Source organism: Saccharopolyspora cebuensis (assembly GCF_039542665.1).
GTDB lineage: Bacteria > Actinomycetota > Actinomycetes > Mycobacteriales > Pseudonocardiaceae > Saccharopolyspora > Saccharopolyspora cebuensis.
Genome location: NZ_BAABII010000005.1, coordinates 128,409 through 153,342, shown reverse-complemented (window position 1 = coordinate 153,342; position 24,934 = coordinate 128,409). Strand labels below are relative to the sequence as shown.

Annotated in this window: 20 protein-coding genes; 11 read left to right on the top strand and 9 right to left on the bottom strand. The window is 70.7% G+C overall.

The window, feature by feature from the left end:
- Positions 1 to 150: 150 nt before the first annotated feature.
- The 3 genes from ABD976_RS10475 to ABD976_RS10465 are packed head-to-tail and all read right to left on the bottom strand — an operon-like array spanning position 151 to position 4,000.
- Positions 151 to 2,136 (bottom strand): hypothetical protein, encoded by a 1,986-nt coding sequence (locus ABD976_RS10475; RefSeq protein ID WP_345361053.1) that lies wholly within the window; start codon positions 2,134 to 2,136, stop codon positions 151 to 153.
- Entirely contained in the window at positions 2,133 to 3,275 is a 1,143-nt protein-coding gene (locus ABD976_RS10470) for a 5'-methylthioadenosine/S-adenosylhomocysteine nucleosidase family protein (RefSeq protein ID WP_345361051.1), read from the bottom strand. The genes ABD976_RS10475 and ABD976_RS10470 overlap by 4 nt, the downstream gene beginning before the upstream one ends.
- Entirely contained in the window at positions 3,272 to 4,000 is a 729-nt protein-coding gene (locus tag ABD976_RS10465) for an NUDIX hydrolase (RefSeq protein WP_345361712.1), read from the bottom strand. The genes ABD976_RS10470 and ABD976_RS10465 overlap by 4 nt, the downstream gene beginning before the upstream one ends.
- A gap of 236 nt (positions 4,001 to 4,236) precedes the next feature.
- Between ABD976_RS10465 and ABD976_RS10460 the strand changes: the two genes are divergently transcribed.
- The 3 genes from ABD976_RS10460 (at position 4,237) to ABD976_RS10450 (ending at position 7,607) form a co-directional block, all read left to right on the top strand.
- On the top strand, positions 4,237 to 5,118 hold the full coding sequence (locus ABD976_RS10460) for a LysR family transcriptional regulator (RefSeq protein ID WP_345361048.1): 882 nt from the start codon (positions 4,237 to 4,239) through the stop codon (positions 5,116 to 5,118).
- Between the two features lie 69 nt (positions 5,119 to 5,187).
- Positions 5,188 to 6,276, top strand: coding sequence for an MBL fold metallo-hydrolase (locus tag ABD976_RS10455; RefSeq protein WP_345361045.1), 1,089 nt, complete (start codon positions 5,188 to 5,190; stop codon positions 6,274 to 6,276).
- Positions 6,273 to 7,607 (top strand): MFS transporter, encoded by a 1,335-nt coding sequence (locus tag ABD976_RS10450; RefSeq protein ID WP_345361042.1) that lies wholly within the window; start codon positions 6,273 to 6,275, stop codon positions 7,605 to 7,607. Before ABD976_RS10455 ends, ABD976_RS10450 begins: the two co-directional genes overlap by 4 nt.
- 50 nt (positions 7,608 to 7,657) lie before the next feature.
- Here the strand turns inward: ABD976_RS10450 and ABD976_RS10445 are convergent, their stop codons facing one another.
- On the bottom strand, positions 7,658 to 8,365 hold the full coding sequence (locus ABD976_RS10445; RefSeq protein ID WP_345361039.1) for a GntR family transcriptional regulator: 708 nt from the start codon (positions 8,363 to 8,365) through the stop codon (positions 7,658 to 7,660).
- 122 nt (positions 8,366 to 8,487) lie between these two features.
- Between ABD976_RS10445 and ABD976_RS10440 the strand changes: the two genes are divergently transcribed.
- The 6 genes from ABD976_RS10440 (at position 8,488) to ABD976_RS10415 (ending at position 17,098) form a co-directional block, all read left to right on the top strand.
- Positions 8,488 to 9,984: a fumarylacetoacetate hydrolase family protein gene (locus ABD976_RS10440; RefSeq protein WP_345361037.1), complete on the top strand. Its 1,497-nt coding sequence runs from the start codon at positions 8,488 to 8,490 to the stop codon at positions 9,982 to 9,984.
- Between the two features lie 85 nt (positions 9,985 to 10,069).
- The gene (gene dapA, locus ABD976_RS10435; protein ID WP_345361034.1) at positions 10,070 to 11,047 is read left to right on the top strand and encodes a 4-hydroxy-tetrahydrodipicolinate synthase; all 978 of its coding nucleotides are present in this window, start codon (positions 10,070 to 10,072) and stop codon (positions 11,045 to 11,047) included.
- Between the two features lie 11 nt (positions 11,048 to 11,058).
- Positions 11,059 to 12,567, top strand: coding sequence for a 5-carboxymethyl-2-hydroxymuconate semialdehyde dehydrogenase (gene hpaE, locus ABD976_RS10430; protein ID WP_345361031.1), 1,509 nt, complete (start codon positions 11,059 to 11,061; stop codon positions 12,565 to 12,567).
- Positions 12,568 to 12,598: 31 nt separating this feature from the next.
- Positions 12,599 to 13,672 carry a 3,4-dihydroxyphenylacetate 2,3-dioxygenase gene (gene hpaD / locus ABD976_RS10425; RefSeq protein WP_345361028.1) on the top strand — a complete coding sequence of 358 codons (1,074 nt, stop codon included), beginning with the start codon at positions 12,599 to 12,601 and terminating at the stop codon, positions 13,670 to 13,672.
- Positions 13,669 to 15,135 (top strand): NAD-dependent succinate-semialdehyde dehydrogenase, encoded by a 1,467-nt coding sequence (locus ABD976_RS10420; RefSeq protein WP_345361026.1) that lies wholly within the window; start codon positions 13,669 to 13,671, stop codon positions 15,133 to 15,135. The genes hpaD and ABD976_RS10420 overlap by 4 nt, the downstream gene beginning before the upstream one ends.
- Before the next feature lie 55 nt (positions 15,136 to 15,190).
- On the top strand, positions 15,191 to 17,098 hold the full coding sequence (locus tag ABD976_RS10415) for an FAD-binding monooxygenase (RefSeq protein ID WP_345361023.1): 1,908 nt from the start codon (positions 15,191 to 15,193) through the stop codon (positions 17,096 to 17,098).
- Positions 17,099 to 17,243: 145 nt separating this feature from the next.
- Here ABD976_RS10415 and ABD976_RS10410 read toward each other — a convergent pair whose 3' ends face one another.
- The 3 genes from ABD976_RS10410 to ABD976_RS10400 are packed head-to-tail and all read right to left on the bottom strand — an operon-like array spanning position 17,244 to position 20,077.
- Entirely contained in the window at positions 17,244 to 18,506 is a 1,263-nt protein-coding gene (locus tag ABD976_RS10410) for an NAD(P)/FAD-dependent oxidoreductase (protein ID WP_345361020.1), read from the bottom strand.
- 3 nt (positions 18,507 to 18,509) lie between these two features.
- Positions 18,510 to 18,836: a 2Fe-2S iron-sulfur cluster-binding protein gene (locus ABD976_RS10405; protein ID WP_345361017.1), complete on the bottom strand. Its 327-nt coding sequence runs from the start codon at positions 18,834 to 18,836 to the stop codon at positions 18,510 to 18,512.
- Between the two features lie 35 nt (positions 18,837 to 18,871).
- The gene (locus ABD976_RS10400; RefSeq protein WP_345361014.1) at positions 18,872 to 20,077 is read right to left on the bottom strand and encodes a cytochrome P450; all 1,206 of its coding nucleotides are present in this window, start codon (positions 20,075 to 20,077) and stop codon (positions 18,872 to 18,874) included.
- Positions 20,078 to 20,245: 168 nt separating this feature from the next.
- Between ABD976_RS10400 and ABD976_RS10395 the strand changes: the two genes are divergently transcribed.
- Positions 20,246 to 21,139, top strand: coding sequence for a LysR family transcriptional regulator (locus tag ABD976_RS10395; RefSeq protein ID WP_345361011.1), 894 nt, complete (start codon positions 20,246 to 20,248; stop codon positions 21,137 to 21,139).
- A 96-nt stretch (positions 21,140 to 21,235) separates the two neighbouring features.
- Here the strand turns inward: ABD976_RS10395 and ABD976_RS10390 are convergent, their stop codons facing one another.
- The gene (locus ABD976_RS10390; protein WP_345361009.1) at positions 21,236 to 22,603 is read right to left on the bottom strand and encodes an MFS transporter; all 1,368 of its coding nucleotides are present in this window, start codon (positions 22,601 to 22,603) and stop codon (positions 21,236 to 21,238) included.
- Positions 22,604 to 23,098: 495 nt separating this feature from the next.
- The gene (locus ABD976_RS10385; protein ID WP_345361006.1) at positions 23,099 to 24,115 is read right to left on the bottom strand and encodes an NAD(P)H-binding protein; all 1,017 of its coding nucleotides are present in this window, start codon (positions 24,113 to 24,115) and stop codon (positions 23,099 to 23,101) included.
- 108 nt (positions 24,116 to 24,223) lie between these two features.
- On the opposite strand from ABD976_RS10385, the gene ABD976_RS10380 reads away from it, so the two are divergent.
- Entirely contained in the window at positions 24,224 to 24,931 is a 708-nt protein-coding gene (locus ABD976_RS10380; protein ID WP_345361003.1) for a TetR/AcrR family transcriptional regulator, read from the top strand.
- The last annotated feature ends 3 nt before the right edge of the window (positions 24,932 to 24,934 follow it).

Here is a 24,934-nt window from a genome sequence, read left to right as displayed (position 1 = left end):
GGGCAAGCCGCCCGCGGTGAGCTCACCGACCCGACCGAGCAGTCCGCCACTGCAGCCGCGCCCGATACCGAGCACCTGGTCGACAGCGACCGATTCGCGCAGCGTAGCCTCGCAAGGCTGCCCGGATGGTTCGCTGGAGCTTCCCCGGTACTAGGTGAGGGGCATCAGGCTCGTGGTGTCGGCATCGATCGGTACTTTCCGGGCGTCGGTGCGTTCTAGCCATGCCTTGCCTTCGGCTGCGATGCCCTCCAGCACGTGCAGGGCGTGGGTGAATCCAGCGGAGTCGAGGCTCACTTCGGGCAGGCCTGCCTCGCCCTCGGTGCTGAGCTCAGCGCTCTGCTCGGGTTCTGCGACGCGGATGGTCCGGGAGGGACCGTTCGTGAGGGTGAGGTCGATGGTGTAGTCGTACTCGCCGGCTTTGACCACGTGCAGCGAGGAGACGGCGTCGAATCGGAAGTTCCCCCGCTCGTGTCCGTGGAATGATGCGCTTTCGAAGTCGAGCTGCCTGGTGAGCTCTCGAACGCCGTCCGAGGTGATGAGGAACAGGTGCAGGTCGTACTTGGAGTAGCGCCAAGGACCGCCTGGGACGTGGGCTTGTTTGCTGTTCTTCGCCGGGCTCTGGACGATGGCGTGGGCGATGATGTCGCGCCAGGCGAGTCGGTAGTGGCGCAGTGCTTCGTCGATGAGGAGCGCCCTGTCGCACGCCAGCCACGCTTCCATCTCGTTCTCCGTGGGGCAGGTCGCTTCGAGCTTGCTCTTCCACCTGCTGTGCTCGGCTTCCCTCTCTTCCAGGGTGCGGAGGTACTCCCGTTCCTCTTCAGCGACGCGGCGACGTTCGCTCATGATGAGCGACCACGTGGCAGCGGCGATCCGTGTGCTCACGAGCGCGATGAGCGCGGCGCCCACCGCGGGGAGAGGGTCCGTCAGGAATGCCGCCATGACGACGATGGACATTGATGCTGCGGTGATCGCGAGGCAGAGGAAGCACCAGGCCTTGGTCGCCAGGGAAGTCCGGTAGCGCTCGCGGTACTCGAACAGCGTCTCGTCCCGCCATTGCTTCCTGACCTGACGGATCACGTACCGGATCAGCCAGTTGACCTTGGCGATGGGAATCCTGCTCTCGCGGTAGAGCTCGACGATCTCGTTTCGCCGCGCCGCCCGAGCAGACCTGGTGCTCAGGAGCCAGGAGTCGGTGTTCACGCCCTTCGGGGCGTACTTGTGGGAGTAGTATCGGAAGGAGCGATCGACGTCGTTGGCGAATCCTGCTTCCGCGTTCTCGGTCGGACCGAAACTCCCGGAATGCTCGCGGTCTTTGGCCCTGCGTCGGTGCACGCGGTAGTGCCACTCGAATCCGGACTTGGCGGCACCGCAGCCTGCGGCGAGCGCAGCGAGGTAAGCGATGACCGGAAGCGGGGTCGGCTGCCTCAGGACGAGCCAGCCGAGGTAACCGATGGCGAGGGCCAAGGAAGTGGTCGACAGGGCGGTGCGAAAGCGGTCGCCAAGCGTGCAGGCGTTCGGTGTGGGGCGGCGGGCACGCGGACCGGCGGGGCGGGGGTGGAAGTAGGCCCACACCCGGTCGAGCCGGTCGTCGTGGCATCTCATCCGGTCCGCTTCTCGGCGAATCCTTGCCCAGAAGTGGTCTTTCATGCCGCCGGTGAGGACGAGATCGCAGTGCCGCACGATCGCATCGCGCTGCTGGGAAGGCAGCGCTTTCAGCTTTCCGAGTGCTCCGCTGGGGTCGCTCTCGGAACCGTCGAGCTCGCCGAGGAGGTCGGTCACCGCATGCAGCGCGCGTTTCCACTCGCTGTCCGAATACTTGGCGAGGTGGTCGGGCAGACGCGCCAGTTGGGCTCGTTCCTCGGCGGTGAGGTCGCGGTACGAGCGTTTGCTGAGCATGGCCAGCACCCAGTGGAACCGCACTTCGGCGTTCTCGTAGTTCCGGGTGATGGCTTCGGTGATCAGGTCCCGTGCCCGTGACGGTACGCCGTCATCCAGGTACCGCAGACCGACCTGGTACTTCACTTCGGGCGGGTCCCCGGGAAGCACCTGGTACACGGTCGAGTTGTGCACCTCATCGGCTTGGATCCCCACGAACGAGCCGGATTCCGCGGTGTTCTTCGTGTGGCCGTCGCTCACGACAGCCCGCTCACGGCGGTGATGAGCGCGGCGACCTTGGCCGCGATCTCGGCGGATTCGTCGATCAAGCCGCGCAGTCGCTTGAGCGCGAGGACGGACTTGCTCTTCGCGTCGGGCGTGCTCTCCTCCAAGGCCTTGCCGACGAGGTCGAGCTCGTCCTGCGCCGCATCGCAGGTAGCCGCGTCGAGCCGCCCGCTCGATCGCGCGCGGGCCAGTTCCTCGCGGACGGCTGCCAGTTGGGCGGCGAGATCGGGCGTGGGCGGGGTAGGCCCGGGAATGCCCATCCAGACGGAGCTATTGCTGACGTCCCGGGCCTGGATGCCGACGTTTCCGTAGGCGATGCTGGTGACGTCCCCGGTGCGGTCCGTGTCGCGGTGGCGCATCGTCGAGTGCTCCTGTTCTCCGATGAGTTCGTCTGCCAGTCGGTTCGCGAACGCTGCCGCGTTGTTGGCGGCCCGTGGTTGCCACCTGCCGTCGTCGTCGGTGTTCTTGGTCCCGTCGGCGTGGTCGCTGATGCCGCGCACGATGGCCACCGGGGAGCCGCCCAGGTGTCCGGCCTGGGCGACGCCGGCGGATTCCATTTCGATCGCCACGGCGTCGTTGTAGTGCTGCCGGATCCATTCCGCCTCGGCGGAGATCCTCGAGTTCTGCACGACCTCGCCAGCGGCGATGGGACCGAAGTGGACGCTGGGTCGCCGCTTTCCAGGATCGGCCTCCTCCGCCCAGTGCCCGGTTCGGGCGATGTGGGAGGCGAGCTGGCTGAGCCTGTGATCGGCTTCCCATGCCCTGGGCCGTGCTTTGAGCCCGTCGTCCTCGCTGGTCCCGCCGTGGTAGGCGTACACGTGCGTGGCCACCACGACATCCCCGAGCGGAGTCGCATCCCACAGCGCGCCCGCGACACCGACGAACAGCACGGCGACCGGTTCGAACTCCTCGATCGCGCGCTCGGCCAGGACCGCTGCGGAATGGTTGCCCTTGCCGGTCAGCGCGAGCGCCACTTCACCTCCCGCAGCGAGGGTCCCGACCTCGAAGCGGGTACCGCGCACGTGGATGTGGGTTCGGAGGTTGACCAACCGCCGCCGCACGGCTTCGTACTCCACGTTGAGGGCGGTCAGTATCACCACCATGTGGTCCGTCATCGTTCCCCTTCGCTCGTCGTTCGACCGGGCCGGACCAGCGGGGGGTGCAGCACGGTTCGCGGCCCTGCTCGGAACAGCCGAGCGGGACGTCCTCCCGTGGTTCTGCGATCCGTGCCCGCCGGTTCGACGAACCCGGGTACCGCCTGGATCTTCCGGTAGAAGTTCCGGGGGTCGAGTTCGACGCCCCAGACCGCTTCGTAGACCTGCTGAAGTTCCGCGATCGTGAACGTGCCGTCGCAGAACGCGGTCGCGAGAGCCGAGTGCTCCAGCTTGCTCCGCGCACGCTCCACCCCATCGGTGAGGATCTGGCGGTGGTCGAAGGCCAGCTTCGACCACCCGGTGAGCAGGTCCTCGACGGGCACCCAACCGGCTTCCGCCGCGTCCGTGCCCGCGACCGGTTCAGGAAGGCCCGGGGCGATCGCGAGGTAGGCCACCGAGATCACCCGGCCACGCGGATCACGTGACGGCGCACCGTAGGTGCCGAGTTGCTCCAAGTGCAGCTGCGCGCCGTCGAGGTCCGCTTCCTCCCGCAGCTCGCGATGAGCGGCGTCCAGGATGTCCTCCCCGGCGTTGTTCAGGAAACCGCCGGGCAGCGCGCGCGCACCCCGGTACGGCTCGACTCCGCGCTCCACGAGCAGCACCTGAAGCCGTGCCTCCCGCAGCGTGAGGATCACCAGATCCACCGTGACCAGAACTTCCGGCGGCGACCACGAATCTTCGACCACGAGATCGGAAGGTACATTACTGTCAAACTGACATAAACCCCGGAGGGTCAGGTTCACCCGGATGCGGGACTCCTTGTCCGTCCGCGAGCGCCGCCCGCCCGGTCGCGGTGCGGGAGACGATCATCGATCTGGTCCGCAAGAGCGCCGCGGACATTTCGTATGCACTGGGCCCCTGAAGCCGCTCTGCGCCGTCGTGCTCGTCGGCCGGGGTTGGTGGGGCCGCCTAGGGTGTGCGCGTGGAACGACGTCAGCTCGAGTACTTCCTCGCCGTGGTGGACCACGGTGGGTTCACCGCAGCCGCCGGCGCGCTGCACGTGGCGCAGCCCTCGCTGTCGCATTCGATCAAGGTCCTCGAACGGGAACTCGGTGCGGAACTGTTCCACCGGTTGCCGCGCAGCGTGCGGCTCACCGCGGCCGGCACCGCGCTGATCGATTTCGCCCGTCGGGCGCTGCGCGAGATGGAGACCGGGCGGGCCGCGGTGCGCGAGGTGACCGGGCTGATGGCGGGCAGGCTGGACCTGGTCACGCTGCCCACGCTCGCGCTGGATCCGCTGGCCGAGGTGATCGGGCGGTTCCGCGCTCGCCACCCGCAGGTCCGGGTGCGGTTGAGCCAGCCGGAATCCGAGGACGACGTGCGTGCGGCCGTGCGCACCGGGCAGGCCGAGCTCGGCTTCTCCGGCGTGACATCGCCTTCGGACGACGAGCTGGAGACCGTCCCGATCGGCGAGCAGGAGCTCGTCATCACCATGCCGCCGGGCAGCGTCCCGTCGCCGGACGGTCGGATGACCGTTGACGAGCTGCTCGCCAGGGACGTGGTGACCGGCTTCGAGGGCACTCTGGTGCGCGACCTCCTGCGCGCCGAGGCGGAGCGGCGCGGCGTCGAGCTCAACGTCGTGGTGGAGGTCGGTCACCGCGAGTCCGCGCTGCACCTGGTGGTCGCCGGTGCCGGGTGCGCGGTGCTTCCGCGCCCGCTCGCGCGGCTCGCCGAGCTCGAAGGCGCGGTGCTGTGCTCGGTGGAGCCGGTGCTCAACCGCCGGCTCTACCTCTTCCGCCGCCCGGGCAGGCTGTCGCCCGCCGCGCAGGCGTTCCACGGGATGCTGGGGTGCCCAGACTCATAGTCGTCTTCTATCGGTACACCTGAAATTCGGTATTTGTTTCGATCGGTGGAGCGGTTTCCAATCGTCGGCATGACCGACACCACACACCTCCGGCTCGGCAACGCCGCCGATCCGAGGCCGAGGGTCGTCACCCTCGGGACCGCAGGAGGGCCCCGCTGGTGGGCGGGCGAGAACGCGGGTGAGCGTTCCGGCATCGCCACGGCCGTCCTCGTCGGCGGCCGCGCCTACCTCGTCGACGCCGGTCACGGGGTCGGACGGCAGCTGAACCTCGCCGGCATCCCGATCAGCTCGCTGCGTGCGGTGTTCCTGACGCACCTGCACTCCGACCACACCGTCGACCTGGCGGGCCTGGCGATCTTCGGCATGTTCGCGCTGGCGGAGGACCAGGACCCGGTCCGGATCATCGGGCCCGGCGACCGCGGGGCGCTGCCGCCCGTCGCACCACGCGCGGTGGTGCCACCGGCCCCGGTGTTCCCGGAGCAGCCGACCCCGGGCACGGCGGCGATGTTCCGGCACCTGATGGCCGCCTACGCCACCGACCTGAACGACCGCGTGCTCGATGCGCTGCGGCCCAGCCCGCTCGACCACTTCCGGGCCGAGGACATCCGCGTCCCGGAGGCCACCGGCTACCACCCGAACGACAACCCGACGCCGGACGGCGTGCGGCCGTTCGAGATCTACGCCGATGACCTGGTCACCGTCACGGCCACCCTCGTGCGCCACCCGCCGATCGCGCCGGCGTTCGCGTTCCGCTTCGACACCGCGCACGGCTCGGTCACCATCTCCGGCGACACCGCGCCGTGCGACAACCTGATCCGCCTCGCCCGGGACACCGATCTGCTGCTGCACGAGGCGATCGACTTCGACTGGGTGCACCGCACCTACGCCGGGGGTGGCCCGACCGCGCAAGCCTCGATCGACCACCACACCAAGTCCCACACCAGCCCGGACCAGGCGGTGGACATCGCCAACGCCGCGGGCGCCGGGGCGCTGGCCCTGCACCACCTGGTGCCCGGTACCACGCCGCGGTCGGTGTGGGAGGCCGCGGCCGAGCGGTGCCAGGGCACGTTCGTCGTCCCGGACGACCTCGACGTGCTGCCCTTCGGCACGTCGCCGCCCGGATCCCACGTCACGCGCGCAGAGGTGGTCGCACCATGAACCAGCGGACCACCGCCCCCGCGGACCGGGAGTCCGCATCGGACAGCCTCAACTCCCGGGAGATGCGGCGCATCCTGGCGTCGAGCTTCATCGGCAGCGCCATCGAGTTCTACGACTTCATCCTGTATGCGACCGCCGCCAGCCTGGTGTTCGGCGAACTGTTCTTCGCCGGGATGCCGCCCGCCGTGGGCCTGTTCGCCTCGTTCACCACCCTGGCCGTCGGCTACGTCGCCCGCCCGCTCGGCGGCGCGATCTTCGGCCACTTCGGCGACCGCATCGGCCGCAAGGGCGTGCTGATCGTGTCGATGGTGCTGATGGGCACGGCCACCACCGCGATCGGCATGCTGCCGACCAGCGACCGGATCGGTGTCGCGGCACCCGTGCTGCTGGTCGTGCTGCGGCTGGTGCAGGGTCTGGCCGTCGGTGGCGAGTGGGGCGGCGCGATGCTGGTCGCGCTCGAGCACGCCCCGGCGAAGCGGCGCGGGTTCGCGGCGAGCTTCGCCAACATGGGCGGGCCGGCCGGTGCGGTGCTCGCGACCCTGGTGGTGTCGGCGTTCTCCACGTTGCCGGACGAGCAGTTCCTCAGCTGGGGCTGGCGGGTGCCGTTCTTGCTCAGCGCCGTGCTGATCGCCGTCGGCCTGGTGATCCGGCTGAAGGTGTCGGAGACGCCGTTGTTCCTGGACCTGGAGGAGAAGGCCGAGCGCCGGAAGATCCCGCTGCTGGAAGTCGTCACGCAGTACCCGCGCAACCTGGTGCTCGGCATCATCGCCGGGATGAGCTCCTACACCGTGCAGGGCCTGATGACGGTGTGGGCGGTGGCCCACGTGATCGATCTCGGCGTGGACCGGACCGGCGTGCTCAACGTCAAGGCGGTCGGGGCGACGCTGACGATCGTCGGGATCTGGTTCGCGGCCCGCCTGTCCGACCGGTTCGGCCGCAAGCCGGTGATGGTCACCGGAATGTTCGCCGGGGCGGTGCTGGCGTACCCGATCATCCTGCTGCTGCAAACGGGCACGCTGTGGGGCTTCGCGATCGGTCTCTTCCTGGCCAACGGCATCGTCCAGGGGGTGATCTTCGGACCGTTCGGTGCGTTCGTCGCCGAGCTGTTCCCGACCCGGATGCGCTACACCGGCGCGTCGCTGGCCTACCAGAGCGCCTCCACCCTCGGCGCCGGTTTCACCCCGATGATCGCCTCCGGGCTGGTGCTCGCGGCCGGTGGCGGGCTGTGGTTGCTCGCGCTGGTGTGGGCGTTGTCGTTCCTGGTGTCGGCGGCCTGCGTGCGGGCCACCCGGGAGGGGCGCGAGGTCGATCTCGCGGGCGAGACCAAGTAATGGCCGGTGCGGGTCGGGTCGCGTTCCGGCGCGGCCCGGCTCGCTCGCGCTTACGCCTGCCCGCCGTGGGACGGTCCGTGCTGGTCGTGGTCGCGTTGGAACTGCCGGAACGCGTCGAGGGTGGCGGTGCGGTGCCGACGAGCGGCGAGTTCGACCTCGACCGGGTCGCTGCCGTCCTCGATCAGGGCGACGAGCTGCTCGTGCTCGGCGACGGATTCGACCGCGCGGCCCGGAACGAAGCTGAAGGTCGAGCCGCGCAGCATCCGCATCCGGTTCCAGCCGCGGTGCACCAGGTCGGTGATGTGCTCGTTCGGGCAGCGGGCGAACAGGACGGCGTGGAACTCCTCGTTGAGCTCGGTGAAGCGGCGCGGGTCGAAGTGCTGCAAGCACTCCCGCATCCGCTGGTTCACCTCGCGCGCGCCGGCCAGGTCGTCGGCGGTCAGCAGCGGGGCGGAGAACCCGGTGGCGGCGCCTTCGACGACCGCGAGCGTCTGCATGGTGGCGACGTACTCGCCCTCGTCCACCATGGCGACTTGCGCGCCGATGTTCTTCTCGAAGGTGACCAGGCCTTCGGCCTCCAACCGCCGGATGGCCTCGCGGACCGGGACCGTGCTGACGTTGAGCTCGTTGGCGATCTGGCTCAGCACCAACCGGTAGCCGGGGGTGAAGCGGTGCGAGACGATCCGCTCGTGGAGCCACTCGTACGCCAGTTGGGATTTGCTGGCGGCGACGCGGCCGGCCGGTGCGTCCGTGGTCATGGGTCCTCGTTTCGATCGACGTCCACTTCATCTTGCCCGAGGCGCGTGGCGCGTCCGGTCGTCCCGTCGCGAGCGTACTCGCGGCATTGATATCAGATACGTCATCGTATACGTTCTTTGGCATGACGCACGACGATGTCGGTTCCCCCTCCGAAGGACTCGCTCGGCACCCACTCGTCGGGCGACCGGGCAAGGTGATCGCGCTGCACCTGAACTACCGGTCGCGGATCGCCCAACGCGGCCGGACCCCGGCCAAGCCGTCGTACTTCCTCAAGCCGGTGACCTCGGTGGCGGCCACCGACCAGACCGTCGAACGCCCGCTGGGCGCGGAGCTGCTGGCCTTCGAGGGCGAGATCGCACTGGTGATCGGCAAGACCGCCCGCCGGATCGCCCGCGCGGACGGGTGGGCGCACGTGTCCGCCGTGACCGCGGCCAACGACCTCGGCGTCTACGACCTGCGGGCCGCTGACAAGGGTTCGAACCTGCGCTCCAAGGGCGGCGACGGCTACACGCCGCTGGGGCCCGCGGCCCTGCCCGCCGCCGAGCTCGACCCGGCCGCGCTGCGGGTCCGGACGTGGGTCAACGGCGAGCTCGTGCAGGACGACTCCGCGGGCGCCGTCGCCTTCCCGTTCGGCGAGCTGGTCGCGGACCTGTCGCAGCTGATCACCCTGGAGCCGGGGGACGTGGTGCTCACCGGCACCCCCGCCGGGTCCTCCGTGGTGGTCCCGGGCGATGTCATCGAGGTCGAGGTGGACGTCCCGGACACCGAGCACCGCACCGGCCGGCTGCGGACCACCGTGGTCGAGGGTGCGGTCCCGCTGCCGGACTTCAGCGCGCAGCCGGCCGTCGACGACCACCAGCGCGCCGAGGCGTGGGGGAGCCGCGAGGCCGCCGGGCTCGTCCCGGAGCCGGCCCCGTTCGAGCTCACCGACGAGCTGGTGGCGAAGCTGCGGCAGGTCTCGGTGGCGACGTTGTCGGCGCAGCTGCGCAAGCACGGCCACAACCAGCTGTCCATCGACGGCGTGCGCACCAACAGCCCCGGGCGGAAGATGATCGGCCGGGCGCGCACGCTGCGCTTCGTGCCCGGTCGCGAGGACCTGTTCCGCAGCCACGGGGGCGGGTACAACGCGCAGAAGCGGGCCTTCGACGCGCTCGGTCCCGGCGACGTCCTGGTGGTCGAAGCCCGCGGTGAGCGCGGCAGCGGGACGGTCGGCGACATCCTGGCGCTGCGGGCGCAGGTCCGGGGCGCGGCGGGCATCGTCACCGACGGCGGCGTGCGGGACTGGACCGCGGTCGCCGGACTCGACATCCCCACCTTCTCCAGCGGTCCGCACCCGGCCGTCCTCGGGCGGCGGCACGTCCCGTGGGACGGCGACCTCACGATCGCGTGCGGCGGTGCGACGGTGCAGCCCGGGGACGTGATCGTGGGCGACGACGACGGCGTCCTGGTCATCCCCCCGGCGCTGCTGGACGAGGTGCTCGACGCCTCGATCGAGCAGGAAGCCGAGGAGGAGTGGATCGCGGCCCGGGTCGCCGAGGGCGCGTCCGTCGACGGCCTCTACCCGCTGTCCGGCCAATGGCGCGAGCGCTACGACGCCGAGCGGAACTCCGACCGCTGAAGCACCGCGGTGCGCAGGGCGCTCCGGGCGGCGTTACCGGCACCGCCGCGCACACCACCCGCAACCATTCCCCAGGAGGTTCGACATGAGCAACGCTCCGGGTGCCTGGCGCACCCGTCCCGAGGAACTGACCGGATCGATCGCGCCGGTGATCACCCCGTTCACCGCCGACGGCGAGGTGGACCACCGGTCGCTGGCGAACCTCGTCGACTGGCAGCTCAAGCAGGGCTCCGACGGGATCTCCATCGGCGGCTCGACCGGTGAGCCGAGCGCGCAGACGATCGAGGAACGGGCAGCGGCGATCCGCACCGTGCTCACGACCGTCGACGGTCGGGCCCCGGTCGTCCCGGGCACCGGCTCGGCCAAGCTCGACGAGACCATCGAGCTCACCGGCGCGGCGCACGACGCCGGGGTGGACGCCGCGCTGATCATCACGCCGTACTACGCGCGGCCCACCCAGGAAGCGCTGTACGCCTGGTACTCCACGGTCGCCGCGGAGTACCCGGACCTGCCGATCATCGCCTACAACGTGCCGAGCCGGACCGCGGTGGAGATCGCACCGGAGACGGTCGCCCGGCTGCACCGCGACGTGCCCAACTTCGTCGGCATCAAGGAAACGACCAAGGACTTCGAGCACTTCTCCCGGGTGATCAAGGCCGCTGGTCGCGAGCTGCTGGTCTGGTCCGGCATCGAGCTGCTGTGCCTGCCGCTGCTGGCCCTCGGGGGCACCGGCTTCATCAGCGCCACCGCCAACATCGCACCGGCCGCGACCAAGCGGATGTACGAGGCCTACCGCGCCGGGGAGCTCGACGAGGCGCTGGACCTGCACTACGGCCTGCACCCGCTGGTGGACCTGATCTTCGTCGAGACCAACCCGGCCCCGGTGAAGTGGGTGCTCCAGCAGCGCGGCCTGATCAGCTCCGGCCACGTCCGCTCGCCGCTGATCACGCCGACCGGACCGGGTCAGGACACGATCCGCGCGCTGCTCGCCGAAGGCGCGAACCACCTCTCGCCGGTCGATGACAGCGACACCATCGCCGCCCGCACCGCCGCAACCGCTTGAGGAGAACGACCATGACCGACGCCGCCACGCCCGCCCGGCGCGTGCCGCAGGACCTGCCGGAGCGGATCCAGCACTTCATCGACGGCGAATTCGTCGACAGCTCGGACGGCGCCACGTTCGACGTCCTGGACCCGGTGTCCAACCGGAACTACCTCCAGGCCGCGGCCGGCACCCGGGCCGACGTCGACCGCGCCGTCGCGGCCGCGCGCACGGCCTTCGACGAGGGCCCGTGGCCGCGGATGCTGCCGCGCGAGCGGGCCCGCGTCCTCAACCGGATCGCCGACATCGTCGAGTCCCGCGACGAGCGGCTGGCCGAGTGGGAGAGCTTCGACTCCGGGCTGCCGATCACCCAGGCGCTCGGGCAGGCCCGGCGGGCCGCGGAGAACTTCCGGTTCTTCGCGGACCTGATCGTGGCGCAGGCCGACGACACGTACAAGGTCCCCGGCAAGCAGGTCAACTACGTCAACCGCAAGCCCAAGGGCGTGGCCGGCCTGATCACCCCGTGGAACACGCCGTTCATGCTGGAGAGCTGGAAGCTCGCCCCGGCGCTGGCCTCGGGCTGCACCGTGGTGCTCAAACCCGCCGAGTTCACCCCGCTGTCGGCGAGCCTGTGGCCGGAGATCTTCCGCGAGGCCGGTGTGCCGGACGGCGTGTTCAACCTGGTCCACGGGATCGGCGAGGACGCGGGCGACGCGCTGGTCAAGCACGAGGACGTCCAGCTGATCTCGTTCACCGGGGAGTCGGCGACCGGCAAGCTGATCTTCGCCAACGCCGCGCCCACGCTGAAGGCGTTGTCCATGGAGCTCGGCGGCAAGAGCCCGGCGGTGGTGTTCGCCGACGCCGACCTCGACGCCGCGATCGACTCGACGGTGTTCGGCGTCTTCTCGCTCAACGGCGAACGCTGCACCGCGGGCAGCCGGATCCTGGTGGAGCGCCCCGTCTACGACGAGTTCGTCCGGCGCTACGTCGAGCGGGCCGAGAAGATCAAGGTCGGCGACCCGCACGACCCGGCCACCGAGGTCGGCGCGCTGGTGCACCCCGAGCACCACGAGAAGGTGACCGGCTACATCGAGATCGGCAAGACCGAGGCCACGCTGGCCGCCGGCGGTGGTCGCCCGGAAGGCCTGGAGTCGGGCAACTACGTGCAGCCGACGGTGTTCGTGGACGTGCCGCCGACGGCGCGGATCTTCCAGGAGGAGATCTTCGGCCCGGTCGTGGCGATCACCCCCTTCGACACCGACGAGGAAGCGCTGGAGCTGGCCAACGACGTCAAGTACGGGCTGGCCGCCTACGTGTGGACCTCGGACCTCGAACGCGCGCACACGTTCGGGCAGCGCGTCGACGCCGGCATGGTCTGGCTGAACTCGCACAACGTCCGGGACCTGCGCACCCCGTTCGGCGGGGTCAAGGCATCCGGTCTGGGCCACGAGGGCGGCTACCGGTCGCTGGACTTCTACTCCGACCAGCAGGCCATGCACATCTCGCTGGCCCCCGTCCACACCCCCAAGTTCGGCGCCTGACGGCGCCACGCACGCGAAGGAACGTTCAACGATGAGTGTCTCGGCTGCGACATCAGAGCTTCCCCCGCCCGACATCGTCCGCTGCGCCTACCTCGACCTGGTCGTCACCGATCTGGCGGCTTCCCGGGAGTTCTACGTGGACATGCTCGGCCTGGCGGTCACCGAGGAGGACGACGAAGCGATCTACCTGCGGTCGTTCGAGGAGTTCATCCACCACAACCTGGTGCTGCGCAAGGGCCCGGTGGCCGCGGCGGCGGCGTTCGCCTACCGGGTCCGCGCCCCGGAGGACGTGGACCGGGCCGAGCAGTGGTTCGCGGCGCGCGGCTGCCGCACCGAACGTCGCGCGGACGGCTTCACCGCGGGCATCGGTGACTCGGTGCGGGTCACCGACCCGCTGGGCTTCCCGTACGAGTTCTTCCACGAGGTCGAGCACGTCGAGCGGCTCGCGTGGCGCTACGACCTCCACACCCCGGGGGCTCTGGTGCGGCTGGACCACTTCAACCAGGTGACCCCGGACGTGCCGAAGGGGCGGGAGTACCTGGAGGACCTGGGTTTCCGGGTCACCGAGGACATCAAGGACGACGAGGGCACCACCTACGCGGCCTGGTTGCGGCGCAAGGACACCGTCCACGACACCGCCCTGACCGGTGGCGACGGCCCGCGCATGCACCACATCGCCTTCGCCACCCACGAGAAGCACAACGTCCTGTCCATCTGCGACAAGCTCGGTGCGCTGCGCAGGTCCGACGTCATCGAGCGCGGCCCGGGCAGGCACGGCGTGTCCAACGCGTTCTACCTCTACATCCGCGACCCCGACGGGCACCGGGTGGAGATCTACACCCAGGACTACTACACCGGCGACCCGGACAACCCGACCGTGACCTGGGACGTGCACGACAACCAGCGCCGCGACTGGTGGGGCAACCCGGTCGTGCCGTCCTGGTACACCGAGGCCTCGCCGGTGCTGGACCTCGACGGCGAGCCGCAGCCGCTGCAGGAGCGCACCGACAGCAGCGAGATGGCCGTCACCGTCGGCGCCGACGGCTTCTCCTACACCCGCAAGGGCGACGAGAACGAGGGATTCAAGCTGGGGGCAGCACTATGACCACGACGGAGCGCGACCTCCTCGGGCGCATCCCCGACGGGCTGTTCGTGGCCGGGGAGTGGATTCCCGGCGGCGGCGGTACCTTTCCGGTGCACGACCCCGCCACCGGCGCGGTGCTCGCCGAGGTCGCCGACGCCGCACCCGCCGACGGCGCCGCCGCGTTGGACGCGGCCGCGAGCGCGGGACGGGACTGGGCCCGCACCCCGGCGCGGCACCGCGCCGAGCTCCTGCGCCGCACCTTCGACCTGGTGCAGGAGCACGCCGACGATCTCGCCCTGCTGATGACCCTCGAAATGGGCAAGCCGCTGCGGGAGGCGCGCGGCGAGGTCGGGTACGGCGGGGAGTTCCTGCGGTGGTTCGGCGAGGAAGCCGTCCGCATCGACGGCCGCTACCGCAGCAGCCCCGAGGGCAACGGCCAGATGGTCGTGACCCACCGGCCGGTCGGTCCTTCGCTGCTGATCACGCCGTGGAACTTCCCGCTGGCGATGGCGACCCGCAAGATCGCACCGGCCCTGGCGGCCGGCTGCACCGTCGTGCTCAAACCACCCGCCCTGACCCCGCTGACCACCCTGCTGCTGACCCGGCTCCTGCAGCGGGCGGGAGTGCCGGAGGGCGTGGTCAACGTGGTGCCGACGTCGCGTTCCGGGCCGCTGTGCGGGCCGCTGATCAGCGATCCGCGGTTGCGGAAGCTGTCGTTCACCGGATCCACCGAGGTCGGCGTCCGGCTGCTGGAGCAGGCGGCCGGGGGAGTGCTGCGCACCAGCATGGAACTCGGCGGCAACGCGCCGTTCCTGGTCTTCGACGATGCCGACCTGGACGCGGCGGTGGACGGCGCGCTGGCCGCCAAGTTCCGCAACATCGGGCAGGCGTGCACCGCCGCCAACCGCTGCTACGTCCACGAATCCGTCGCGGAGGAGTTCAGCCGGCGCGTCACCGAACACGTCGCGGGGATGCGCACCGGACGCGGCACCGAGGACGGCGTCGACATCGGACCGCTGATCGACCGCAAGGCCGTCGACGACGTCGCAGCCCTGGTCGACGACGCCGTCGACCGCGGCGCCGTCGTCCGCACCGGCGGGTCGGGGATCGACGGTCCGGGCTCCTTCTACCGGCCGACCGTGCTCACCGACGTGCCGCCGGACGCGAAGGTGATGCGGCAGGAGATCTTCGGGCCGGTGCTGCCGATCGCCACCTTCACCTCGGAGGAAGAGGCGATCGAGCTGGCCAATTCGACCTCGTACGGCCTCGTCGGCTACGCCTACACCCGCGACACCCGCCGCGGCCAACGCCTGATCGAGGAGGTCGAGACCGGGATGATGGGCCTCAACGTCGGGGTCGTGTCCAACGCGGCAGCACCGTTCGGCGGCGTCAAGCAGTCCGGACTCGGCCGCGAAGGCTCCCGGGAAGGAATCCAGGAGTACCTGGAAACGAAGTACACCCTGATGCCCGGCCCCTACGCGTGAGGCGTGATCCCACCTCGGAAGAACCGACTTTCTCGCAATGACGTGAGGAGAGATCGTGCAGTTCCACCACCACGGGTACGTTTCCGGCGACCCCCGCGTCCAGCCGGCCGCTGGGACGGGAGTGGATCGCCCTGCGGAGCTTCCCGACGAGGTCGATGTCCTCATCGTGGGAAGCGGGCCGGCGGGGATGATCGCCGCCGCCCAGCTCGCCCAGTTCCCCAACCTGGTCACGCGGATGGTCGAACGCCGCCCCGGTCGGCTGGAAGTCGGGCAGGCCGACGGAATCCAGGCGCGCAGCGTCGAGACCTTCCAGGCGTTCGGATTCGCCGACCGGATCATCGAGGAGGCCTACCGGATCACCGAGATGTGCTTCTGGGCGCCGGACCCGGACAACCCGCGCAACATCGTCCGGACCTCCCGCGCACCCGATGACCCGACCGGGATCAGCGAGTTCCCGCACCTGATCGTCAACCAGGCGCGCGTGCTCGACTACTTCGCCGAGGCGGCGCGCAACGCACCGGCCAGGCTCGAACCCGACTACGGCTACGAGTTCGTCACCCTGGAGATCGCCGACGAGGGCGAACACCCGGTCGCGGTCACGCTGCGGCGCAGCGCCGGTGCGAACGCGGGCGAGCAGCGGATCGTCCGCGCCAAGTACGTGATCGGCTGCGACGGTGCGCGCAGCCGGGTGCGCGAGTCGATCGGCCGGGAACTGGTCGGCGACCAGGCCAATCACGCGTGGGGCGTGATGGACGTGCTCGTCGAGACCGACTTCCCGGACATCCGCACCAAGTGCGCCATCCAGTCGCACGACGGAGGCAGCATCCTGCACATCCCGCGCGAGGGCAATCACCTGATCCGGATGTACGTCGACCTGGGCGAGGTCTCCGCGGACGACCACGGCGCGGTGCGCGGCACGACCCAGGAGGAGGTCGAGGCCCGGGCCAACGCGATCATCCACCCGTACGCGTTGACGGTGAAGCACGTCTGCTGGCGCAGCGTGTACGAGGTGGGGCACCGGCTGGCGGACCGGTTCGACGACGTGCCGGAGGAGCTGGTGGGTGTCCGCGGTCCGCGGGTGTTCATCACCGGCGACGCCTGCCACACCCACAGCGCCAAGGCCGGGCAAGGCATGAACGTGTCGATGCAGGACGGGTGGAACATCGCCTGGAAGCTGGCGCACGTGCTCGAGGGGCGCGCCCCGGAATCGCTGCTGGACACCTACTCCGCCGAACGCCAGGTCATCGCGCAGAACCTGATCGAGTTCGACCGGGAGTGGTCGAGCATGATGGCCGCCAAGCCCGAGGAACTCGGCGACCCGAACACGCTGGCGGACTTCTACGTCAAGACCGCCGAGTTCCCCGCCGGCATGATGACCCGGTACCAGCCCTCGCTGATCACCGGCGACGCCGCGCACCAGGAGCTGGCGACCGGGTTCCCGATCGGCAAGCGCTTCAAATCCAACGCCGCCACGCGGGTCTGCGATGCCAACCCGGTGCACCTGGGGCACCACCACCGCGCGGACGGGCGCTGGCGGATCTACGCGTTCGCCGACCGGCCTGCCCCGGGGCAGCGCTCCAAGGCCGCCGACTTCGCCGAGTGGATCAGCGGTTCACCGGAGTCGCCGGTGGTCGCCTTCACGCCGGAGGGCGCGGACGTCGACGCGTGGTTCGACGTCAAGGTGATCTACCAGCAGGACCACACCGGTGTCGACCTCGCCGCGGTACCGAGCGCGTACCTGCCGAAGGTCGGCCCGTTCGACCTCGTCGACTACGAGAAGGTGTACGCCGCCGACCCGCGGGACGACATCTTCGAGGCGCGCGGCGTGGACCGGGGCGGTGCGCTCGTCGTCGTGCGTCCCGACCACTACGTCGCGACCGTGCTCCCGCTGGACGCCGAGGAGGAACTGGCGGCGTTCTTCGCGGGGATCGTCAACGCCGAGAGGCAGCCCGTCGGCATCTGACGGTCCCCGAGCACAACGGGTGCGAAGGCGCGGCGAGGACCGGCCGCGTCTTCGGCGTTCCCGACTCGACGGCATCGCGGGGAGGCGCTCAGCGCGGCGTGCCCGCTACCGGCGGCGGACACGCCGCGGGGCGTGCGTTCCGAGGTCACGACCGGTGTGCGCTCCCGGCCCGGTCGGTTCCGCGCTTGGCGTGGGCCTTGAGGTCGAATGCCGGGTCGGCGGCCTGTTCCGGCCGGAGCGGCGACTCGGCTGCCAGCAGGCGGCGGGCGGCCAGGTGGTCGGCCGGTCGATTGGCGGACTCGACCGCGGTCAGCTCGCCGTCGCGGAACCGGAACACCGAGAACTTCCCGGCGCCGACGTCGCCGCGCAGCACGGCGTCGTCCCCGGGAAGTCCGAGCCCGGCGATCTGGAGCCGGAGGTCGCCCTGGTTGCTCCAGAACCACGGCACGTCCCGGTAGCGGGAGGGGCCGTCGATGATGGCACGAGCGACGTGCCGCGCCTGGTCGGTGGCGTTCTGCACGGATTCCAGGCGGGTCCGCGCCCCGAGGTGGTGGCTGGGGAAGGCAGCGCAGTCCCCGATCGCGTAGATGCGCTCGTCGTCGGTCCGCAGCGAGTCGTCGACGAGCACGCCGCCGTCCACCGCGAGCCCGGCCTGCTCGGCGAGGTGCGTGCGCGGCGAGGCACCGACGCCCACCAGGACGAGGTCGGCCGGGTACCGCCCGCCCGATGCGCCGAGGACCGCCGCGACCCGCCCGGCGCGGCCCTCGAACGACTCGACCCCCGCACCGACGCGCAGGTCCACGCCCGTCCGGCGGTGCGCGGTCGCGACGAAGTCCGACAGCGGCGCGGACAGCACGCGTGCCATCGGCCGGTCGGCCGCTTCGAGCACCGTGACGTCGAGGCCGCGCTCGCGGGCGGCCGCGGCGAATTCGAGCCCGATGAACCCCGCACCGATCACGACCGCGGACCGCGCGCGTTCGAGGTCGGCGCGGACGGCACGCGCCTCGTCCAGCGTGCGCAGGTGGTGGATGCCGTCGAGGTCGGCGCCCGCGACGCGCAGCGTCCGGTTGGCCGACCCGGTGGCCAGCACCAGGTGCGAGTACGGCAGCACGCCACCGCCGTCGAGCGCGACCTCGCGCCGCGCCCGGTCGATCACCGCGGCGCGCGCCCCGGTCCGCACCTCGACGTCGAGCCCGGCGAAGTGGTCCGCGGCGCGGATCGGTAGTGGTGCGGGTTCACCACCCGGGCGCAGGTAGTCCTTCGACAGCGGCGGGCGCTGGTAGGGCGGGCAGTCCTCCTCGCCCACGATGGTGACGGTGCCCGCGAACCCCCCGGAGCGAAGCGAATCCGCCGCCTGGAGCCCGCCCTGCCCGGCCCCGATGATGACGACGCGGTCCGGTGCGGACATCGCTCAGACCTGGCTGGCGGGGACGTCGACCTCGATCCGCGCCACGTCCCCGCCGAGCGGGATCTGGCAGCCGAGCCTGCTGCGCCGCTCGTCGCGGGGTTCAGCGGTGCACTCGAGCATCTCCTCCTCGTCCTCGCCGATCTCCGGCAGACCGTCCAGGAACGGCTCGTGCACGTACACGTGGCAGGTCGCGCACATGGCCTGCCCACCGCATTCCCCGACGATGCCGCGAACTCCGCTGCGCACGGCGGCCCGCATGACGGTGGTGCCGGACTCGGCCTCGACGGCGTCCACCGCGCCGTCCGGGTGGTGGAAGTTGACCTTCGCCATGGGGTGCTCTCCTCGGTCGTCCGGTCGGTTGGGGGTCATCCGCGGTCCCACCGCACCGGGAGGCGGAGCACACCGCGGAACACCCAGCCCCCGGACAGCGCGGGCGCTTCCGGATCCAGTCGCAGGTGGGGCAGCGCGTCGAACAGGCGCGGCATGGCGACACCCACCACGGAGGCGCGGGCGACCCAGGCGCCGGCGCAGAAGTGGTTGCCACCGCCGAAGGCGAGGTGCGGTTGCTTGGCCCGGTTGATGTCGTAGGTCTCCGGGTCGGCGAAGACCTTCGGGTCGCGGTTGGCCGCGCCGACGACCACGCCGAGCCGAGCGCCCTCGGGCACCAGAACGCCTTCCAGCACGGTGTCCCCGGTGGATTCCCGCGGGTACATCCCGATGGGGGCGACCCAGCGGACGGACTCCTCGAACGCGGCGGACCACCGCGACGGCTCGGCCAGCACCTGCCTGAGCTGGTCCGGGTTGGACAGCAGCGCCCACACCGTGGTGCCCAGCGCGTCCCGCGGCTCGTTGAGGCCGCCGCCGATGGTCATCTTCAGGTTGGCGCGGATGGCTTCCAGCGGGATCGGCAGGTGGGCCAGCCCGGACAGCAGGCTGTGGTCCGGGTCCTCGCGCAGGCGCGGCAGCACCTCGTCGATCGCGGCATCGACCTCGTGCCAGGACCGCTCGGCCTCGGCCCACACGTCCGGGTCGTCGGCGTAGTTCCCGGCCCCGTCGATGAGCGTTTGCGACCAGCGCTGGAGGTCGTCCTGCGTCGCGTTGTGGAAACCCAGGACGAGCCGGAGGTTCTCGGCGGCGTAGGGCGCGGCGAACTCGGCGATGAGGTCGGCGCCCGGTCCCGCCTTCGCCAAGCGTTCCAGGTAGGTCGTGCAGTTCCGCTCGAAGACCGCGTTCCAGTGCTTCTTGATCGCGTTCGGCCGGAGCACTCCGCCGTAGGCCTTGCGGTCGACGTCGTGCGCGGGATCGTCCTTGCGGAGCATGCTGTGCCCCATCGCCCGCTTCATCAGCGAGCCGGTCTCGTCCGCGGAGAACCGATCCTGGTCCTGTTCGATGGTGTGGCAGGCGGCGTAGTCGGTCACCAGGTACCGGTTCACCGCGGGGACCCAGTGCACCGGAGCTTCGGCGCGCATCCGCTGGTAGAGGGGGAAGGGATCGGCGTAGAGGTCTGCGATGGTGACCCAGTCCGCGACCGGGATCGGACGGGCCTCGGCCGGGTCGGCAGTGCGCGTCATCGTTGACCGCCTCCACTTCGTCGAGGATGCCGAAAAGCCTGGCAGAAGCGAACAAACCATGTAAACTTCAAACTTGTTCGATGTATCCACTACTGAGTGGTGGATGTCCGCATCGGCTGCTGTGGACGGACCTGCGGGGTTGCGATGGCGAAGTACACGCTTCGGCAGTTGACGTACTTCGAGGCGGTCGCGGAAACGGGCTCGATCTCCAGCGCAGCGAGCTGGCTGCACGTGTCGCCGACGGCGGTCGCCTCGGCGCTCAACGAGCTGGAACGCGTCTTCGGCACGCAGCTGGTGGTGCGCCGCAAGGCCCACGGGGTGTCGCTGACACCGGCCGGGAGCTACCTGCACTCCCGTGCCGCGGACCTGCTTCGGCAGGCCGACGACCTGGAGCTCAACGTGGCCAGCGGGGGAGCGGAGCTCAACGGTCCGCTGGTGATCGGCTGCTACGCCACCGTGGCGCCGACCGTGGTGCCGCCGCTGCTGGAGTGGTTCGCCGACAACCACCCGAAGGTCCAGGTGCGAGTGGTGGAAGGCAGCCAGTCCGAACTCCCGGGCAGGTTGCTCGCGGGCGAGCTGGAGCTGGCGGTGGTGTACGACCTGAACCTGCCGACGGGCCTGGACTCCGTGGTGCTCTACGAGGCGCCCGCCTACGTGCTGCTCCCGGCTGGGCACCGCTTGGCGGAGCAGCCGGTGGTGTCGCTGGGTGAACTGGCGAGCGAGCCGATGGTCCTGCTCGACGTGCCGCCCGCCGCGCAGCACACGATGGCGCTGTTCGACCGCGCCGGTGTGGTGCCGGAAGTGGCCGTGCAGGTGTCGGACTTCGAGCTGGCCCGGTCGTTGGTCGCGCGGGGGATGGGGTACGCGATCATGATCCAGCGGCCTGCGGTCGGCAAGTCGTACGAGGGATTGCCCGTGGTGGCGAAGGAGATCCGGCCGGCCGTGCAGCCGATCCGGGTGAAAGCGGTCTGGCCGGCGGCGGTCCGGTTGACCGACCGGGGCCGGGCGCTGCTCGACCTCGCGCGAGGACCCGGAATTCCGGATGCGCCGCGAGCCCGCTGACTCCACTGAGGACACTATCGTCGTCCCGTCCTCGGGACCGGTGCCCGCGATCGCGACCGGTGTGGGCGGCCGAGCGGCCCGGCCGCCCACACTCGGTTACCGGTCGATCGCTGCGCTGAGCTTGGCGGCCCCGGGGATGTCCAGCGCTTCCGCGCCGAGGGACTTGCCGGTGCGGTCCTTGATGGTGAAAGCCGCGATCATCCCGATCACCGTGAGGCCGAACAGGTAACCCGAAACGGCCATGGTGCTGCCGAACGCGGCTTGGAGCCAGGTCGCGATCATCGGGGCGAAGGCACCTCCCAGGATCGCGCCGAAGGCGTAGGACAGCCCGGCCCCGGAATAGCGGACGTGGGCCGGGAACATCTCGGCGAGCATGGCCGCCTGCGGCCCGTAGGAGAACCCGATGCCGACGCTGAAGACCAGCATCGCCAGCCCCATCAGCATCACGCTCCTGGTGTCGATCAGCCAGAACATCGGGAAGACCCAGATCAGCAGGACGGCGAAACCGATCTTGTACACCGCGGTCCGCCCGATCCGGTCCGACAGGATCGCTCCCGACATCGTCGTGACGACCCAGGCCGCGCTGGTGAGGGTGACCAGGTTGAGGATCGTGGAGCGGTCCATCCCCAGCTCAGCCGTGGTGTAGGAGAGCACGTAGCCGCCGGTGACCATGTAGCCGGCCGCGTTGTTCGCGGCGAAGGTGAGCGCCCCCTGGAGCACCTGCGGTCCGTTGAACCGGAACATCTGCACCAGCGGGAGCCGGACGGCTGGCTTCGCGTCCTCGGCTTCGGCGAACACCGGCGACTCGGCGACGCCCAGCCGGATCGCCATGCCCACCACGACGAGCACGACCGACAGCAGGAACGGGACCCGCCATCCCCAGTCGAGGAACTGCTGCTCGGACGTGGTCATGGTGACGATGCTGAGCACGGCGGTGGCGATCAGCATCCCGATCGGGACCCCGATCTGCGGGAAGCCGCCGTACCGGCCGCGCTGGTGCGCGGGAGCGTGCTCGACGGCCATGAGCGCGGCACCGCCCCATTCACCGCCCGCGGAGAACCCTTGCAGTACGCGCAGCACGATCAGCAGGATCGGACCCCACATCCCGATCGAGTCGAAGCTCGGGACCAAGCCGATCGCCGTCGTGGCCCCGCCCATCAGCACCAGCGTCAGGACCAGCATGGCCTTGCGCCCCAGCTTGTCCCCGAAGTGGCCGGCGACCGCCGCACCGAGCGGGCGGAAGATGAAGCTCACCCCCACGGTGGCGAACGAGATCAGCCGACCGGCGAGTTCTCCGTAGGAGGCCACGAACGGCTCGAAGAACAGGGGCGTCAGCACCAGCGCGGCGGCGTTGGCGTAGATGAAGAAGTCGTACCACTCGATGGTCGTGCCGATCAGCGTGCCCACCGCGACTCGGCGGTGGTCCCGTCGAGATCGCTCCCGGGTGTGTTCTCGGTCGGACATGGCAGCTCCCTTGCTGTCTCTGGCGCGGTGCCGGGCTGACGCGAGCGCCGTCCCGGATCCCGCCGCTCGGCAGCCCTCGCGGCCGGAGGAGCCTTCCGCTCCCACCGCGACCTCCATCCCGGTCGGCTCGGTGCTCCGTCAGCGAGGCGCGGAGTGCGGAGGGCGTCGTAGGCGTGCGGCCCCGTCGTGCTGCGCGGGGGAGCTGTTGGGCCGCGCCGCGGCGACTGCGCCCGGCAGGCGTCCGAGGGCGGTGGTCACGAGGTCGCGGGTCAACGGAAGCTCCCAGGATCAGCTACGAAATCGCATACGATCCAGGATGGTGATCGCTGCGGGCCACTGCTGTCAATGGCCGGATGACCGCGGCTTGCCGGAGTCGACCCGCACCGCTGTCGTCCGGCTGCGCCAGGCGCGCGCCGGCGAAACCGCGGAGCTCGCCGGTCGCGTCGCCTCCACCAGGGCGCCACCGCCGGGGCGCGAGCGCTGGAGCCGCGCCAGTCACCTCTCCGGCTGCATCGGCTCCGACTGCGACCGCACCCGGCCGACGACTGCTGGATCTGCGTGCGGGAGCGCGGTTTCCGGGAGGGAGCGCGCGGCCGCGACCGTGCGGTCCACGGCGTCTTCCCAAGGTGTGGGTTCGAGCCCTTCCTGCGTGGTGAGGAGGCCGGGTGCCAGCGCGCACGGGTGGTGCCACAGGTCTTCGAGCCGGGACAGCTCGCGCATCAGGGTCGAGAACGGTGCGGCGGCGCGCATCGCGAGGCGTGGGATGCCCAGCGGTGCCCTGCGGCGGACTCCGCCGACGTCGGCCGCACGTCCGGCCAGTTCCCGCATCGTCCGCGGCGGGGCGGTCGGTGCGTGCAGCACGCCGTCGACCGGCAGCCGGTCGAGGTGCCGGGCGGTGTGCAGCATCGCGGTGGCCAGGTCCGGGATGAACGTGAGCGAGTGCGGGGCGTCGAGGGCGCCCGGGAGCACCGCGCGCCGGTCCGCGAGCACCGGTTCGATGACGGTCGTGCAGGCGACCGAGGCGCCGGTGCCGAGGCTGGTGGGCCCGACGAGGTCGGAGGCCACGATGCTCGTGGTCCGGGCGGCGTGGGCGCGGCGCCGTTCGATGAGCAGTTGCCGGATCCGGCCCTTCTCGTCCCGCGGCGCGAACTCCGCCCCTTCGTGCAGGTCGGAGGCCAGCCCGACGAACGGGTACATCGACTCGGGGAACACGACCGGTACGCCGTGGCGGGCGGCCGCGTCCAGCACCGCGTCCTCGCGCGGTGGCAGGTCGCGCCGCCAGATCCGCGAGTCGTAGGGGGCGTGGAAGCAGGCGTGGACGGCGTCGGCGCCGCGCAGCGCCTGCTCCAGCGCGGCCGGATCCAGCACGTCGCCCGTCACCCGCGAGATCCCGCGGTCCTCGTCCTCCTGGACCTCGCTGCGGCGCAGGACCGTCGCGGTGTCCCCGTCCCCGATCGCCCGCGCGATGATCTCGCGCCCGATCTGCCCTTCGCCGATAACCAGGTGGTGCATCGCTCCCCCTTCGCAAACTGTGAGCACTGCTCTCTGTCTGAGCAAGAGTGAACACTGCTCTCGCCCGGTGCGTCAAGAGCGGTGCTCTCTGTTTGGCACACTGCGAGGATGGCGGATACCCCGGACCCCCGACCGACGGCGCGAAGCCGAGCCCGCGAGCGGACGATGCGGCGCATCATCGCGCTCGGCAACGCCCAGCTCGCCGAGCACGGGCCCGAACAGCTCAGCGTGCGGGAGATCGCCCGCGGTCTCGGGATGGTCTCCTCGGCCGTGTACCGCTACGTCGTCAACCGCGACGAACTGCTGACGCTGCTGCTGGTGGACGCCTTCGACGATCTCGCCGATGCCGTCGAGGCGGCGATCGCGGAGGTATCGGCGGCGGACCCCGCGGAGCGGTTCACGCGCCTGGCGCACGCCGTGCGCTCCTGGGCGATCGTGAACCCCGCCCGGTGGGCCCTGCTGTACGGCACCCCGGTGCGCGGCTATGCGGCTCCGGCCGAGATGACCACCGGGCCGGGCACGCGGGTCCTCACCCGGCTGCTCGAGGTCGTGGCCGAGGTCGATGGTGCCCCCGCCGGGCCGGAGCTGGGAGCAACCCTCGCGGCGGCGCTCGAGCGGGGAGCCCACGAGCTCGGGACCGAGGTGTCGGCCTGGACGGCGCTGCGGGCGACCGCGCTGTGGAGCGGCCTGGTGGGGGTGGTCAACGGGGAGCTCACCGAGCAGTACGGCGCGCAGTTCGCCCCGGTCGCCGAGGAGCTGTTCGCCGCCCAGGTCGAGGTTCTGCGAGGCGTGCTCGGGCCGGAGCGCGGCTGCTGACCT